Raw genomic sequence first — 13,198 nt, 5'->3', positions numbered from 1 at the left:
CCGGCATCGCGAAGATAAGACCTTACGGCCGTACCCTCAGATACCCAACAACGTGCCAGGCACGATCCCCGTCAGTGACTCACTTTCCACGCCGAAGCAGTACTCGTGATTCCATCCGGAAACCGTGCCAAATAATCAACGTTCCACCCATGAGCAACCGTGCGATTCATTCGATCGCAGTCGGCTATATGCTCCTTAGAAAGGAGGTGATCCAGCCGCACCTTCCGGTACGGCTACCTTGTTACGACTTCGTCCCAATCGCCAGTCCCACCTTCGACAGCTCCCTCCCTTACGGGTTGGGCCACCGGCTTCGGGTGTTACCGACTTTCGTGACGTGACGGGCGGTGTGTACAAGGCCCGGGAACGTATTCACCGCAGCAATGCTGATCTGCGATTACTAGCGACTCCGACTTCATGGGGTCGAGTTGCAGACCCCAATCCGAACTGAGACCGGCTTTTTGAGATTCGCTCCACCTCACGGTATCGCAGCTCATTGTACCGGCCATTGTAGCACGTGTGCAGCCCAAGACATAAGGGGCATGATGACTTGACGTCGTCCCCACCTTCCTCCGAGTTGACCCCGGCGGTCTCCTGTGAGTCCCCATCACCCCGAAGGGCATGCTGGCAACACAGGACAAGGGTTGCGCTCGTTGCGGGACTTAACCCAACATCTCACGACACGAGCTGACGACAGCCATGCACCACCTGTATACCGACCACAAGGGGGGCACTATCTCTAATGCTTTCCGGTATATGTCAAGCCTTGGTAAGGTTCTTCGCGTTGCGTCGAATTAAGCCACATGCTCCGCCGCTTGTGCGGGCCCCCGTCAATTCCTTTGAGTTTTAGCCTTGCGGCCGTACTCCCCAGGCGGGGAACTTAATGCGTTAGCTGCGGCACCGACGACGTGGAATGTCGCCAACACCTAGTTCCCAACGTTTACGGCGTGGACTACCAGGGTATCTAATCCTGTTCGCTCCCCACGCTTTCGCTCCTCAGCGTCAGTAATGGCCCAGAGATCCGCCTTCGCCACCGGTGTTCCTCCTGATATCTGCGCATTTCACCGCTACACCAGGAATTCCGATCTCCCCTACCACACTCTAGCTAGCCCGTATCGAATGCAGACCCGAGGTTAAGCCTCGGGCTTTCACATCCGACGTGACAAGCCGCCTACGAGCTCTTTACGCCCAATAATTCCGGACAACGCTTGCGCCCTACGTATTACCGCGGCTGCTGGCACGTAGTTAGCCGGCGCTTCTTCTGCAGGTACCGTCACTTTCGCTTCTTCCCTGCTGAAAGAGGTTTACAACCCGAAGGCCGTCATCCCTCACGCGGCGTCGCTGCATCAGGCTTTCGCCCATTGTGCAATATTCCCCACTGCTGCCTCCCGTAGGAGTCTGGGCCGTGTCTCAGTCCCAGTGTGGCCGGTCGCCCTCTCAGGCCGGCTACCCGTCGTCGCCTTGGTGGGCCATTACCCCACCAACAAGCTGATAGGCCGCGGGCTCATCCTTCACCGCCGGAGCTTTCAACCCCCGCCCATGCGGGCAGGAGTGGTATCCGGTATTAGACCCCGTTTCCAGGGCTTGTCCCAGAGTGAAGGGCAGATTGCCCACGTGTTACTCACCCGTTCGCCACTAATCCACCCCGAAGGGCTTCATCGTTCGACTTGCATGTGTTAAGCACGCCGCCAGCGTTCGTCCTGAGCCAGGATCAAACTCTCCATGAATGTTTACCCGTAATCGGGTGCACACACACGTTGAGCGGGCACGTCATGTCGGAATATGACCGACGCGCCACAACGTCCTCGCTGTGTTTGGTTGCCTGCAAGCATCACCCGAAGGCGACCTCACAGGTCTTTTTCAAAGGAACCTCATCCACCGAAGTGGACGGGGTATCAACTTCTGGCGTTGATTTTTGGCACGCTGTTGAGTTCTCAAGGAACGGACGCTTCCTTTGTACTCACCCTCAGTAACACTTACTGGGGCTTTCCTCCGGGCTTTCGTTCTGTGTTCTTGCGTTTCCGACTCTATCAGACTCTTTCGTGTCCGATTTCCTCGGCGCTTTCGAGGTTCTGCGCTTTCGCGCTTTCCCTTTCCGGCGGTCCAAACTCTAGCAGTGGATTTCCGTCTCTCCGACCACTGTCCGTTTGCCGAAAGGGCATGCGGAAAGGATGGAGATTGGGAGTTGCACTGCTGGAGGAGGAGTCCCGTCCATCGGTTGTTCGCGAGAAGTTCACACGACACGTCCTGGCGGGAGTCACGACAGTACAGGCCCCGTGGTGCCCAGGCAAATCGATTCACGCGTATGGTCTAGTCCACCGGTCTAGTCCACTAGTCTCCGTGCCGAAGGACGCAGGCCGGATCGGGACCAACATCGGGCGAACCCGAACATCCTGTGACATATCCTTCTGACAGTACGCCGTTCGCGACAGGTAGTGACGGCGACACGACGAAGCTCCACCCCTGGGAGGCCCCCATGACCAGCGTGACGTCCCCACTTGCCGGACACGCCATCGGACTCGCGGCAGTGCCCGATCCGGTGTTCTCCGGCGCGATGGTGGGACCGGGCACCGCTATCGATCCCGTGCGCGAGCCCTCCGAGGCGGTCGCCCCCGTGGACGGTGTGATCGTCTCTCTGCACCCGCACGCGTACGTGGTGGTCGACGGTGAGGGCCACGGTGTGCTCACGCACCTCGGGATCGACACCGTCCAGCTCAACGGCGAGGGCTTCGAGCTGCTCGTGAACAAGGGCGACACCGTGACGCGCGGCCAGGCGGTCATCCGCTGGAACCCGGCCGCCGTGGAGGCCGCCGGCAAGTCTCCGGTCTGCCCGGTCGTGGCGCTCGAAGCGACCCCCGACTCCCTCTCCGACGTCGTCGAGTCCGGGGACGTCAAGGCCGACGACGCCCTCTTCAGCTGGCAGTGACGCGTCCGCCCGCACGGGCGAGTCGGACATCCACCGCGGCGGCTGGGCCCGCCGCTCAATCGGAGACGGGTGAAATGGAGACAACGCTGCGAGGCGTCGGCGTGAGCCACGGTGTGGCGATCGGCGAGGTGCGGCACATGGGCACGGCGGTTCTCGAACCGCCGGCCAAGCAGATCACCGCGGACGAGGCAGGGCGCGAACAGGGGCGCGCCCGTCAGGCCGTGGAGGCCGTGTCGGCCGACCTGATCGCGCGCGGCCAGCTGGCCGGTGGCGAGGCTCAGCACGTGCTGGAGGCCCAGGCGATGATCGCCACGGACCCCGAGCTGATGGCGGACGTGGACCGGCGCATCGCCGTCGGCAGCACGGCCGAACGCGGTATCTACGACGCGTTCGCCTCCTACCGCGACCTGCTCGCGGGGGCCGGCGAGTACATGGCCGGGCGGGTGGCCGACCTGGACGACGTGCGCAACCGCATCGTGGCGCGCCTGCTGGGCGTTCCGATGCCGGGCGTGCCGGACAGCGACGAGCCGTACGTGCTGATCGCCCGGGACCTGGCGCCCGCCGACACCGCTCTGCTCGACCCGGCGCTGGTCCTCGGTTTCGTGACCGAGGAGGGCGGGCCGACGAGCCACAGCGCCATCCTGGCGCGGGCGCTGGGCGTGCCGGCGATCGTGGCGCTGCCCGGTGCCGGTGAGATCGCCGAGGGCACGGTCATCGCGGTCGACGGCAGCACGGGTGACCTGTTCGTCGAGCCGACCGCGGAGAAGCGGGCCGAGCTGGAGGCCGCGGCCGCCGAGCGGAAGGCGGCGCTCGCCGCGTCCTCCGGTCCGGGTGCGACCTCGGACGGTCACAAGGTGCCGCTGCTGGCCAACGTGGGCGGTCCGGCGGACGTGCCGGCTGCCGTGGAGGCCGGGGCCGAGGGTGTGGGTCTGTTCCGCACCGAGTTCCTGTTCCTGGACGACAGCAAGAAGGCGCCGTCCGAGGAGAAGCAGATCGAGTCGTACCGCAAGGTGCTGGAGGCCTTCCCCGAGGGCCGTGTGGTGGTGCGGGTGCTGGACGCCGGCGCCGACAAGCCGCTGGACTTCCTGACGCCGGGCGACGAGCCGAACCCGGCGCTGGGCGTGCGTGGTCTGCGCACCCTGCTGGACCACCCGGAGGTGCTGCGCACGCAGCTGACCGCGCTGGCCAAGGCCGCCGAGGGGCTTCCGGTGTACCTGGAGGTCATGGCCCCGATGGTGGCCGACCGGCGCGACGCCAAGGCCTTCGCCGATGCCTGCCGCGAGGCGGGTCTGCGGGCGAAGTTCGGTGCGATGGTGGAGATCCCCTCCGCCGCGCTGCGGGCGCGTTCGATCCTGCAGGAGGTCGAGTTCCTGTCGCTGGGTACGAACGACCTCGCGCAGTACGCCTTCGCCGCCGACCGTCAGGTGGGTGCGGTGTCGCGGCTCCAGGACCCGTGGCAGCCGGCGCTGCTCGACCTGATCGCCATGTCGGCCGAGGCCGCCAAGGCGGAGGGCAAGAGCTGTGGTGTCTGTGGTGAGGCCGCGTCCGATCCGCTGCTGGCCTGTGTGCTGACGGGTCTGGGTGTCACCTCCCTCTCCATGGGTGCCGCATCCATTCCTTACGTGCGGGCGACGCTGGCCAAGTACACGCTCGCGCAGTGCGAGCGCGCGGCTGCGGCCGCGCGGGCGACGGACAGCGCGGAGGAGGCCCGGGCGGCTGCCCAGGCGGTGCTGTCCGGCGAGTAGCCGTGGCGTGTGTGATCGATCGAGGGGCCTTCGCCGGTGGCGGGGGCCCCTCGGTCGTGTGCGGGGCCGGTCAGTGGTGGGGGTCGGGGAGGTCCACCTCGTAGCCCGGGCAGTATTCGACGCCCGGTTCGGGTGCCACGGGTTCGCCGGTCTCGGCGTCGGTGCAGTAGGCGTCGAAGACCGAGGCGGCGTTGAGGGCGATCAGGCGGCCCCGGTCGAGGCGCCAGCCGTGGACGCGGTCCTGGAAGCCCTCGGTGGTGCTGCGGAGCACCAGTCCCCCGGCGGCGCCGAGGGCGAGGCCTGCGGCAAGCACGGTCACGAACTCAAGGCCTTCGGGGCCCTCGATCCGGGGTGGGCCGCTGGGGTCGTCGGGTGTTTCGGCGTGGAGGACGGCGAGGAGCTGTTCGTCCGGGGCCGGGACGCTGCAGACGAGGTGGTGGTGGCCGGGGCCGGCCACGGCGAGGAGGCGCCGGAGGATGTCGGTGGCCCGCTCGAAGGAGGCGCGGCCGATGTCGGTGCCGCAGTCCGCGCATTCTCGGGCGCGGGCGAGGAGCATGCTCGCGTACTCCCTGGTCGCCTGCCGGAGGGAGGCGTCGACGAGGAGGGGGAGCAGTTCCTCCACGGGCTGGCCGGTGTAGGGCAGGCCTCCGGGGCCGCCGAGTCCGGCGGTGAAGCGGGTGCGGGCCGCGGCGGTGTCCGGGTCGAGGCCGTGTTCGGTGCAGTAGTCGGCGTACTCGTCCGGGTCGAAGAGGGCGACGGTGGTGGGGACGCCCTCGGCGGCGAGGGTGCGCAGCAGGGCGTCGACGTGGCGGAGGTAGTCGGCGTAGGCGTCGTGGTGGTCGAAGCAGAAGCTGCGGTAGTCGCGCATGGCCGCGAAGTCCCCGGGGTCGGCGAGGAGGCCGACGGTGCTGGGGACCTCGCGGCGGAGCGTGCCGCTGATGTCACGGGTGGTGCGTGAGGTGTCCGGTGTGCCGTTCATGGTTCCCCCTGAGTGGTGCGATGACTTGCTCACTCAGAGTAATGACGGGCACTGACAGTCACTTCCGGGTGCGGGCCAGCTCCTCGTAGAAGGCGAGCAGGTCCGGGTTGTCGACCGAGCCGGGGTTGACGGCCTTGGCCAGGGGGGTGCCCTGGAGGAGCCGCTTGACGGGGACCTCGATGCGCTTGCCGGTCAGGGTGTGCGGGACGGCCGGGACCTCGATGACCTCGTCGGGGACGTGGCGCGGGGAGAGCTGCTCCCGGATGGTGGCGGCGATCTTCTTGCGCAGCGCGTCGTCGAGGACGGCGCCGGGGGCGAGGTGGACGAAGAGCGGCATCCAGTAGCCGCCGTTCGGCTCCTCCAGGCCGATGACCAGGGACTCCTTGATCTCGGGGAGTCGTTCGACGGCCTCGTAGATGTCGGCGGAGCCCATCCGGACGCCCTGGCGGTTGAGGGTGGAGTCGGAGCGGCCGTGGATGACGACCGAGCCGTGGTCGGTGATCGTGATCCAGTCCCCGTGGCGCCAGACGCCGGGGAACATCTCGAAGTAGCTGTCGCGGTAGCGGCTGCCGTCGGGGTCGTTCCAGAAGTGGATCGGCATGGACGGCATGGGGGCCGTGACCACGAGCTCGCCTACCTCGCCGGTGAGCGGCTTGCCCGCGGGGTCCCACGCCTGGAGGTCCGTACCGAGGCAGGCCGCCTGGAGTTCGCCGATGTGGACGGGGAGCGTGGGGACGGCGCCGGCGAAGCAGCTGCAGACGTCGGTGCCGCCGCTGACGGAGGCGATCCAGAGGTCCTCGGCCACCTCGTCGTGGAGCCAGCGGAAGCCGTCGGGCGGGAGCGGGGAGCCGGTGGTGGCGACGCACTTGACGGCGGAGAGGTCGAAGTCCCGGGAGGGGTGGACCTCGGCCTTGCGGCAGGCCATGACGTAGGCGGCGGAGGTGCCGTAGAGGGTGGCTCCGGTCCGCTCGGCGATCCGCCACTGGGCACCGGTGTCGGGGAAGCCGGGGCTGCCGTCGTAGAGGACGACGGTGGTACCGGTGAGCAGGCCGGAGACGAGGAAGTTCCACATCATCCAGCCGGTGGAGGTGAACCAGAAGAAGCGGTCCTCGGGGCCGAGGTCGCAGTGCAGACCGAGCTGCTTGAGGTGCTCCAGGAGGATGCCGCCCTGGGACTGCACGATCGCCTTGGGGGCGCCGGTGGTGCCGGAGGAGTAGAGGATCCACAGCGGGTGGTCGAAGGGGACCGGCTCGAAGACGGGCTCGGTGTCGGCGGAGGTCAGCTCCGACCAGGGGCGGGTGCCCTCGGGGGCGGGGGTGCCGAGCAGCGGGATGTGGACGACGGCGCGCAGCGAGGGGAGGCCGTCGCGCAGTTCGGCGACGGTCTCGCGGCGGTCGTGCTCCTTGCCGCCGTAGCGGTAGCCGTCGACGGTGAACAGGACGACCGGCTCGACCTGCTCGAAGCGGTCGAGGACGCTGCGGGCGCCGAAGTCGGGGGCGCAGGAGGTCCAGACGCCGCCGACGGCGGCGGTGGCGAGGAGGGCGACGACGGCTTCGGGGATGTTGGGGAGGTAGCCGCTGACCCGGTCGCCGGGGCGGACGCCGAGGGCGCGCAGTTCGGCGGCGAGGGAGCCGACCTGGCGGCGGAGGTCCGCCCAGGTGACGGGGGTGGGTTCGTGGGTCTCGTCGACGTGGAGCAGGGCGGGGTCCGCGGCGCGGGCCGGGTCCTCGGCGGCGCGCAGGGCGTGCTCGGCGTAGTTGAGGGTGGATCCCGTGAACCAGCGGGCGCCGGGCATGGCGCGGTCTTCGAGGACGGACTCGTAGGGGGTGGTGAAGCGGACGTCGAACCACTCGGCGACGGCCTGCCAGAAGGTGTCGAGCTCGTCGACGGACCAGCGCTGCAGGGCCGGGTAGCCGCCGTCGGCGGGGGCTCCGAAGCGGGTCGCGGCCCAGGCCTGGAAGGCGGTGACGCGGGCCGCGGCGATCCGGTCGGGGCTCGGGGACCAGAGGGGTTCCGGCTGGGTGGCTGAGGTCATGGGTCGGCTCCCGGTCAAGTCTGTGGATCGCGCTTCGTGTGCGTACGGTGCCACCGGTGCGCGGGTGTGTGCGCGGCGGCTCACAGGGACCATGCCATGTGATCGACATCCGCACCAGAGGTGTCCCGGGCGGTCGGATGTGATCGTTTTCCGGGTAAACAGCAGTTGAACGCACCCCGCGGGCCGGGAGGCCGGTGGCAGGGTGAGCGGCATGGACGGTCGTGATCTGGTGCGTGCGGTGAAAGAGATCGGTACGGCGCGCGGGCGGCGGGCCTGGCGCTCGGCCTGGAGCCACCGGCGGGCGGATGCGGAGGGGCTCCCGCGCCGGGGTGCGGAACGGGCCCGGGTGCCGGGGCTGCTGACGGGGACGCAGGCACGGCCGGGCGGGGGCGTGCTGCGGTTCGCGCGGTCCGAGCTGCTGGTACGGGTGACCGTGGGCGGTGCGGTGTTCTGGGGCTGGGACGGGGCCGGGCCCACGCCCTCGTACGCGGTGGTGGGCGGCGGCCCGGAGCCCGATCCGCGGGCGGTGCTGGAGCCGGACACGGGCGGCGGCTGGCGGGTGGTGTCGGAGCGGGTCACGGTGGCGGTGTCCCGGCACGGGGCGGTGGAGGTGCGGACCCCGGGCGGGGCGGTGCTGCGGCGGGAGCTGCCGCCGCGCTGGTGGGACCCGGTGGCGGGGCCCGCCGAGGGCGGGTCCCGGTGGCTGCAGCGGGCGGAGGTGCCGGCGGACGCGCGGTTCTTCGGACTGGGCGGGCGGGCGCGGGGGCCGCGGCTGCGGGACGGGGAGTACCGGCTGTGGAACACGGACCCGAAGGGCGGGTTCGGGCCGGACACCGATCCGCTGTACATCACGATGCCGGTGCAGGTGGTGGTCGCGGACGCGGGGACGCACCTGGCGTTCTACGACAACACCTGGGACGGGCGGGTGGCGCTGCGCGGCGGTGAGGAGGGGGCCGGTTCGGGTCCGGACCGGCCGGGGGCGAGCGAGCTGCGCCTGGAGGGCGGCCCGGCGCGGTGCTGGGTGCTGGTGGGGACGCCGTCGCGGGTGCTCCAGGGGTGGGCGGGCCTGACGGGGGCGGCCGCGGTGCCGCCGGAGTGGGCGCTGGGGTACCAGCACGCGCGCTGGGGGTTCGGGAGCGCGGCGGAGGTCCGGCGGGTGGTGGACGGGTACGCGGAGCGGGGGCTCGCGCTGTCGGCCGTGCACCTGGACATCGACCACTACGACGGGCACCGGGTGTTCACGGTGGACCGGGAGGCGTTCCCGGACCTGCCGGGGCTGGCTGCGGAGCTGGCGGAGCGGGGGGTGCGGCTGGTGTCGATCGTGGACCCGGCGGTGAAGGCGGGGGACGCGGTGCACGCCGCGGGGCTGGCGGTCGGTGAGCACGGGGCCTTCGTGCGGGACGCGCGGGGGCGGGAGGTGCGGGGGGAGGTCTGGCCGGGCGAGTGCGCCTATCCGGACTTCACGGATCCGGCGGTGCGGGAGTGGTGGGGCGGGCTGTACGAGGAGCGGCTCGGTCAGGGCTTCGCCGGGTTCTGGCACGACATGAACGAGCCGGTGTCGTTCGCACCGTGGGGGGACGCGACGCTGCCGCGGTCGGCGCGGCACGTGCTGGAGGGGGCCGGCGGGGACCACCGGGCCGGGCACAACGTGTACGGGCTGTCGATGGCGCGGGCCGGGTGGGAGGGGCTGGTGCGGCTGCGGCCGGCCGAGCGGCCGTTCCTGTTCTCCCGGTCGGGGTGGGCGGGGATGCAGCGGTACGGGGGCACCTGGTCCGGGGACGTGGAGTCCGGGTGGGAGGGGCTGCGGGCCTCGCTGGCGCTGGTCCTGGGCCTCGGGCTGTGCGGGGTGCCGTACTCGGGGCCCGACGTGGGCGGCTTCGGGGGGTCTCCGTCGCCGGAGCTGTACCTGAGGTGGCTGCAGCTGGGGGCGTACCTGCCGCTGTTCCGGACGCACTCGGCGATCTGGGCGGGCCGGCGCGAGCCGTGGGAGTTCGGGCCGGAGGTGGCGGAGCGGGCCGCGGAGGTGCTGGCGGAGCGGGAGCGGCTGCGGCCGTACTTCGTGACGCTGGCGCACCTGGCCCGGCGGACCGGGGCCCCGTACGTGCGGCCGCTGTGGTGGGGGTCGCCGGAGGACCGGGTGCTGCGGGACTGCGAGGACGCGTTCCTGCTGGGGGACGCGCTGCTGGTGGCGCCGGTGCTGGAGTGCGGGGCGGACCGGCGGGCGGTGCGGTTGCCGCGCGGGCGGTGGTACGACACCGCCACGGGGGCGGCGCACGAGGGGCCCGGGCAGGTCCTGCTGGACGCCCCGCCGGGGCGGACGCCGGTGCTGGCGCGGGCGGGGGCGGTGCTGCCGGTGCGGCGCCCGGACGGAACGGTGGGCCTGGAGGCATGGGCCCCGGCCCGGGGCCGCACGGGCGGCGGCGTGGTCATCCGCGACCCGGGGCCGGGCTTCGAGGCGGGCGAGGTCGAGCGGTACACCGTGCGGTGGGCCGGGGACACGGTGCTGGTGGAGGACGAGGCGGGCGGGACGGTACGCGGCGTCGAACTGCGCGGGCTGTAAGGGGGCGGCCCGCTCAGTCCTCTCCCCCGGCGGGCGGCCGTACGGCGGCGGGGCGGCGGGGCGGGGGGCCACGGGCGGGGCTCGGGGTGGGGCGGGGTGTGCGGGTGGGTGGGTTCTGCGGTTGGGGTTTTGTGTGGGTGGTGGGGCCTCGGGAAGCGTATAGCGGCGCTATAGGGGGGCCGTACAGCCTGTGGGGCGGCGGCGGGTGTGCCGCTCCGATCGGACAGGGAGTCAGTGATGGTCTTGGCCGGCACCGCGACGCGGCCCCACGCAGCGAACCGACGCCTGCCGGGCGGGGTGCGCAGACGGGACCTGGCGCCGGGTGCGGAGGTGGTCGGTGCCTGGCAGCTGCTCACGGTGTGGGCGCTGCTGCTGGTCACCCGTCAGTCCCCGGGCGGGTCCTTCGCGGAGCTCGGGCTGACGGCGGTGGCCGCGGTCGCGGCGGGGTTCCTGCACGGGCTGCTGTTCGTCAAACCCCTCGCGGCGCTGGGCCGTTGGACGGCCCGGCTGAGCGCGTGGCCGGAGCCGGTCGCGGTCGCGGTCCTGGTGGCCGCGCTGTCGGTGCCGCCCGCCCTGCTCGTCCACCGGTGGCTCGGGACCCGGCCGGAGGCCCTGCCTGGCTTCGGGCACGTCTGGGCCTGGACGGCACTGAGTGCGGTGCTTCCGCTGCTGGCCGGGGCGTACCTGCGCACGCGGCCCGTTGCGGTGCGGACGCTGTGGGCGCGGGGTGCGGTCGCCGCCGGCACGGTGGTGGGCGTCGTGACGCTGGCCTCGCTGGTGGTGGAGCTGCCCGTGTAGGGCGGCGCCGCTCCGGGACCTGCGGCAACCCCGGCCGGGGTCCAGATCGGCGGCGGCGACCGGCAGCAGATCCACGTCTGCCCGGCGGCGCCGGAGCACCCCCACACCGAGCTGATGCAGTATCCGGCCGCCGGGCAGGTTGCCGACTCAGCCGCCGGTCAGTCGGTGCCTTCGATGATGCGGAAGTCGCGCTCGACGCCGTCGGAGAGAGCGGCCAACGCCTTCTGGTAGGCCTCGCTCTCGTAGGCCGCGAGGGCGCGTTCGAAGCTGTCGAACTCGATCAGGATGGTGCGCTCGGCGATTCCGGCGCCGTGTACGACGACCTGCTCGCCACGGGAGAGGACCCGCCCACCTCCGGCCTGGACGGCCGGACGGGCCAGCCGGTCATAGGCAGCCAGCTTCTCGGGGTCCAAAATGGTGCGATAGGCGCTGACCCAGTAGCCCTTGGCCACCGAACCTCCAGTGTTCGGAAGAGTACGTCCGGCTTCGAAAGCAAAATCATATCGTCGCACCCGATGACCGGCATCGGGGCTGTCGGCGCACCCCGGACCCCGGACCCCGGACGCCTCCTAGGCGTAGCGGCCCGCGAACCAGGCGGACGCCGCCCGGGTGTGGAGCGGGAAGGCCAGTTCGGCCGGGGTTCGCAGGACGTGCCAGCCCGTCGTCTCGTCGGTGGCGGCCGAGGGCGGGAGGGCGGACGCCGGGCGGGTCGGGAGGAGGCCGAAGACCAGCAGGTGGCCGGCCGGGGAGCTGAGGACGTCGGCCAGGGCGACCTCGTCGGCCGGGCCCTCGATACCGGTCTCCTCGCGCAGTTCGCGGACGACCGCCTCCCGCCAGTCCTCGCCGAAGTCCACGAACCCCCCGGGCAGGGCGACGCCGCCGAGGGCCGGTTCGATGGTGCGGGTGATGACCACGAGGCCGGTGCCGGAGGCGTCCTCGACCGGGAGCAGGGCGATCGCGACCGGGAGCGGGTTGCGGTAGGCGACGGCGCCGCAGGCGGCGCACCTCCGGGGCCAGAGCTCGGTGTCGAACGGGGCTCCGCAGGTGGAGCAGTGCGAGTCCTTCAGCTGTGCCGGCATGCGGCGATGGTAAGCCAAGGGGTATGAGGATGCTGGTGGTTGCGGCGGTGCTGGCCGGGCTGGCGGTGCCCGGGGGCGCGGAGGGCCGGCTCGCGGGGTTCGTGGCGTTGCGGGACGTGGATCCGAGCATCGGTGAGGACATGCGGTACGCGGGCCCGCGGAACTTCACGGGTGCGGTCGTGGACGGCTACGCGGAGCCGGTGTGCCTGCTGGCCCGGCCGGCCGCCGAGGCCCTGCGCCGGGCGCAGCGGGAACTGCTGCGCGGCGGGTACGCGTTGAAGGTGTACGACTGCTACCGGCCGCAGCGGGCGGTGGACCGGTTCGTGCGCTGGGCCGGGGAGCCGGACGACCCGGCGGCGAAGGCGGAGTACTACCCGGAGGTGGACAAGAGCCGTCTGATCCCGGAGGGCTACATCGCGGCGAGGTCGGCGCACAGCCGCGGGAGCACGGTCGACGTGACGCTGGTCGCGCTGCCCGCGCGCAGGGAGGTGGACATGGGGACGCCCTTCGACTTCTTCGGTCCGGCCTCACACACGGACTCCCCGGAGGCCGGGGCGGCTGCGCGGGCGAACCGGCGGTTGCTGGAGCGGGTGCTGGGGGCGCAGGGGTTCGTGAACCTGCCCGAGGAGTGGTGGCACTTCACGCTGCGGCCGGAGGCCTTCCCGGAGACGGCTTTCGACGTTCCGGTGTCTGTCGCCGCCGGGCGGCCGTGAGTAGCGTGCACGTATGACTTTCGGTTCGTACGAGGAGTTCTGGCCGTACTACGTCGCCATGCACTCCCGGGCCGCCACGCGGTGGGTACACCTCTGCGGGACGCTGTCCGGGCTGGCGCTGACCGTGTACGGGGTGGCGCGCGGGCGGCGGCGGTACCTGGCCGCTCTGCCCGTGCTCGGGTACGGGGCCGCGTGGCCCGCGCACTTCCTGATCGAGGGGAACAACCCGGCCACCTTCGGGCATCCGGCCTGGTCACTGCGGGGGGACGCACAGATGATCCGGATGATGCTGGCCGGGCGGGACGCGGAACTGGACGTGATCGCGCGGAAGTGGCTCGCCGAGAACCGGTGACCCCCGGCGCCCGC

10 protein-coding genes and 1 rRNA gene are annotated in these 13,198 nt (G+C 71.0%); 6 read left to right on the top strand and 5 right to left on the bottom strand.

The window, feature by feature from the left end:
* Positions 1-199 precede the first annotated feature (199 nt).
* Positions 200-1,724: ribosomal RNA gene (locus SLAV_RS30730) — 16S ribosomal RNA — on the bottom strand.
* Between the two features lie 749 nt (positions 1,725-2,473).
* On the opposite strand from SLAV_RS30730, the gene SLAV_RS30725 reads away from it, so the two are divergent.
* Entirely contained in the window at positions 2,474-2,923 is a 450-nt protein-coding gene (locus SLAV_RS30725; protein WP_030240595.1) for a PTS sugar transporter subunit IIA, read from the top strand.
* 74 nt (positions 2,924-2,997) lie between these two features.
* Entirely contained in the window at positions 2,998-4,668 is a 1,671-nt protein-coding gene (ptsP, locus tag SLAV_RS30720) for a phosphoenolpyruvate--protein phosphotransferase (RefSeq protein WP_030240597.1), read from the top strand.
* Positions 4,669-4,738: 70 nt separating this feature from the next.
* Here the strand turns inward: ptsP and SLAV_RS30715 are convergent, their stop codons facing one another.
* Both SLAV_RS30715 and SLAV_RS30710 read right to left on the bottom strand, forming a co-directional pair.
* Positions 4,739-5,647, bottom strand: coding sequence for a DUF8829 domain-containing protein (locus SLAV_RS30715; RefSeq protein ID WP_030240599.1), 909 nt, complete (start codon positions 5,645-5,647; stop codon positions 4,739-4,741).
* Between the two features lie 58 nt (positions 5,648-5,705).
* A complete protein-coding gene (locus SLAV_RS30710; protein WP_030240602.1) occupies positions 5,706-7,682 on the bottom strand; it encodes an acetoacetate--CoA ligase in 1,977 nt (658 codons plus the stop codon).
* Between the two features lie 211 nt (positions 7,683-7,893).
* Between SLAV_RS30710 and SLAV_RS30705 the strand changes: the two genes are divergently transcribed.
* Both SLAV_RS30705 and SLAV_RS30700 read left to right on the top strand, forming a co-directional pair.
* Positions 7,894-10,242, top strand: a complete 2,349-nt coding sequence (locus tag SLAV_RS30705; protein WP_030240606.1) for a glycoside hydrolase family 31 protein — start codon at positions 7,894-7,896, stop codon at positions 10,240-10,242.
* Positions 10,243-10,479: 237 nt separating this feature from the next.
* Positions 10,480-11,040, top strand: coding sequence for a hypothetical protein (locus SLAV_RS30700; protein WP_030240612.1), 561 nt, complete (start codon positions 10,480-10,482; stop codon positions 11,038-11,040).
* A gap of 158 nt (positions 11,041-11,198) precedes the next feature.
* On the opposite strand, the gene SLAV_RS30695 is transcribed toward SLAV_RS30700, so the two are convergent.
* Together SLAV_RS30695 and SLAV_RS30690 are read right to left on the bottom strand one after the other, a co-directional pair.
* On the bottom strand, positions 11,199-11,492 hold the full coding sequence (locus tag SLAV_RS30695) for a DUF1330 domain-containing protein (protein ID WP_030240613.1): 294 nt from the start codon (positions 11,490-11,492) through the stop codon (positions 11,199-11,201).
* A 117-nt stretch (positions 11,493-11,609) separates the two neighbouring features.
* Positions 11,610-12,119: an NUDIX domain-containing protein gene (locus SLAV_RS30690; protein ID WP_030240614.1), complete on the bottom strand. Its 510-nt coding sequence runs from the start codon at positions 12,117-12,119 to the stop codon at positions 11,610-11,612.
* Positions 12,120-12,148: 29 nt separating this feature from the next.
* Between SLAV_RS30690 and SLAV_RS30685 the strand changes: the two genes are divergently transcribed.
* Positions 12,149-12,832: a M15 family metallopeptidase gene (locus SLAV_RS30685; RefSeq protein WP_234333935.1), complete on the top strand. Its 684-nt coding sequence runs from the start codon at positions 12,149-12,151 to the stop codon at positions 12,830-12,832.
* Between the two features lie 13 nt (positions 12,833-12,845).
* Positions 12,846-13,184 carry an Mpo1-like protein gene (locus SLAV_RS30680; protein ID WP_030240617.1) on the top strand — a complete coding sequence of 113 codons (339 nt, stop codon included), beginning with the start codon at positions 12,846-12,848 and terminating at the stop codon, positions 13,182-13,184.
* Positions 13,185-13,198 lie beyond the last annotated feature (14 nt).

Origin of the sequence: Streptomyces lavendulae subsp. lavendulae (assembly GCF_002803845.1) — a bacterium.
GTDB classification, from domain to species: Bacteria; Actinomycetota; Actinomycetes; order Streptomycetales; family Streptomycetaceae; genus Streptomyces; species Streptomyces lavendulae.
The sequence above is the reverse complement of the archived record's forward strand: the minus strand, read 5'-3'. Positions and strand labels throughout refer to the sequence as shown.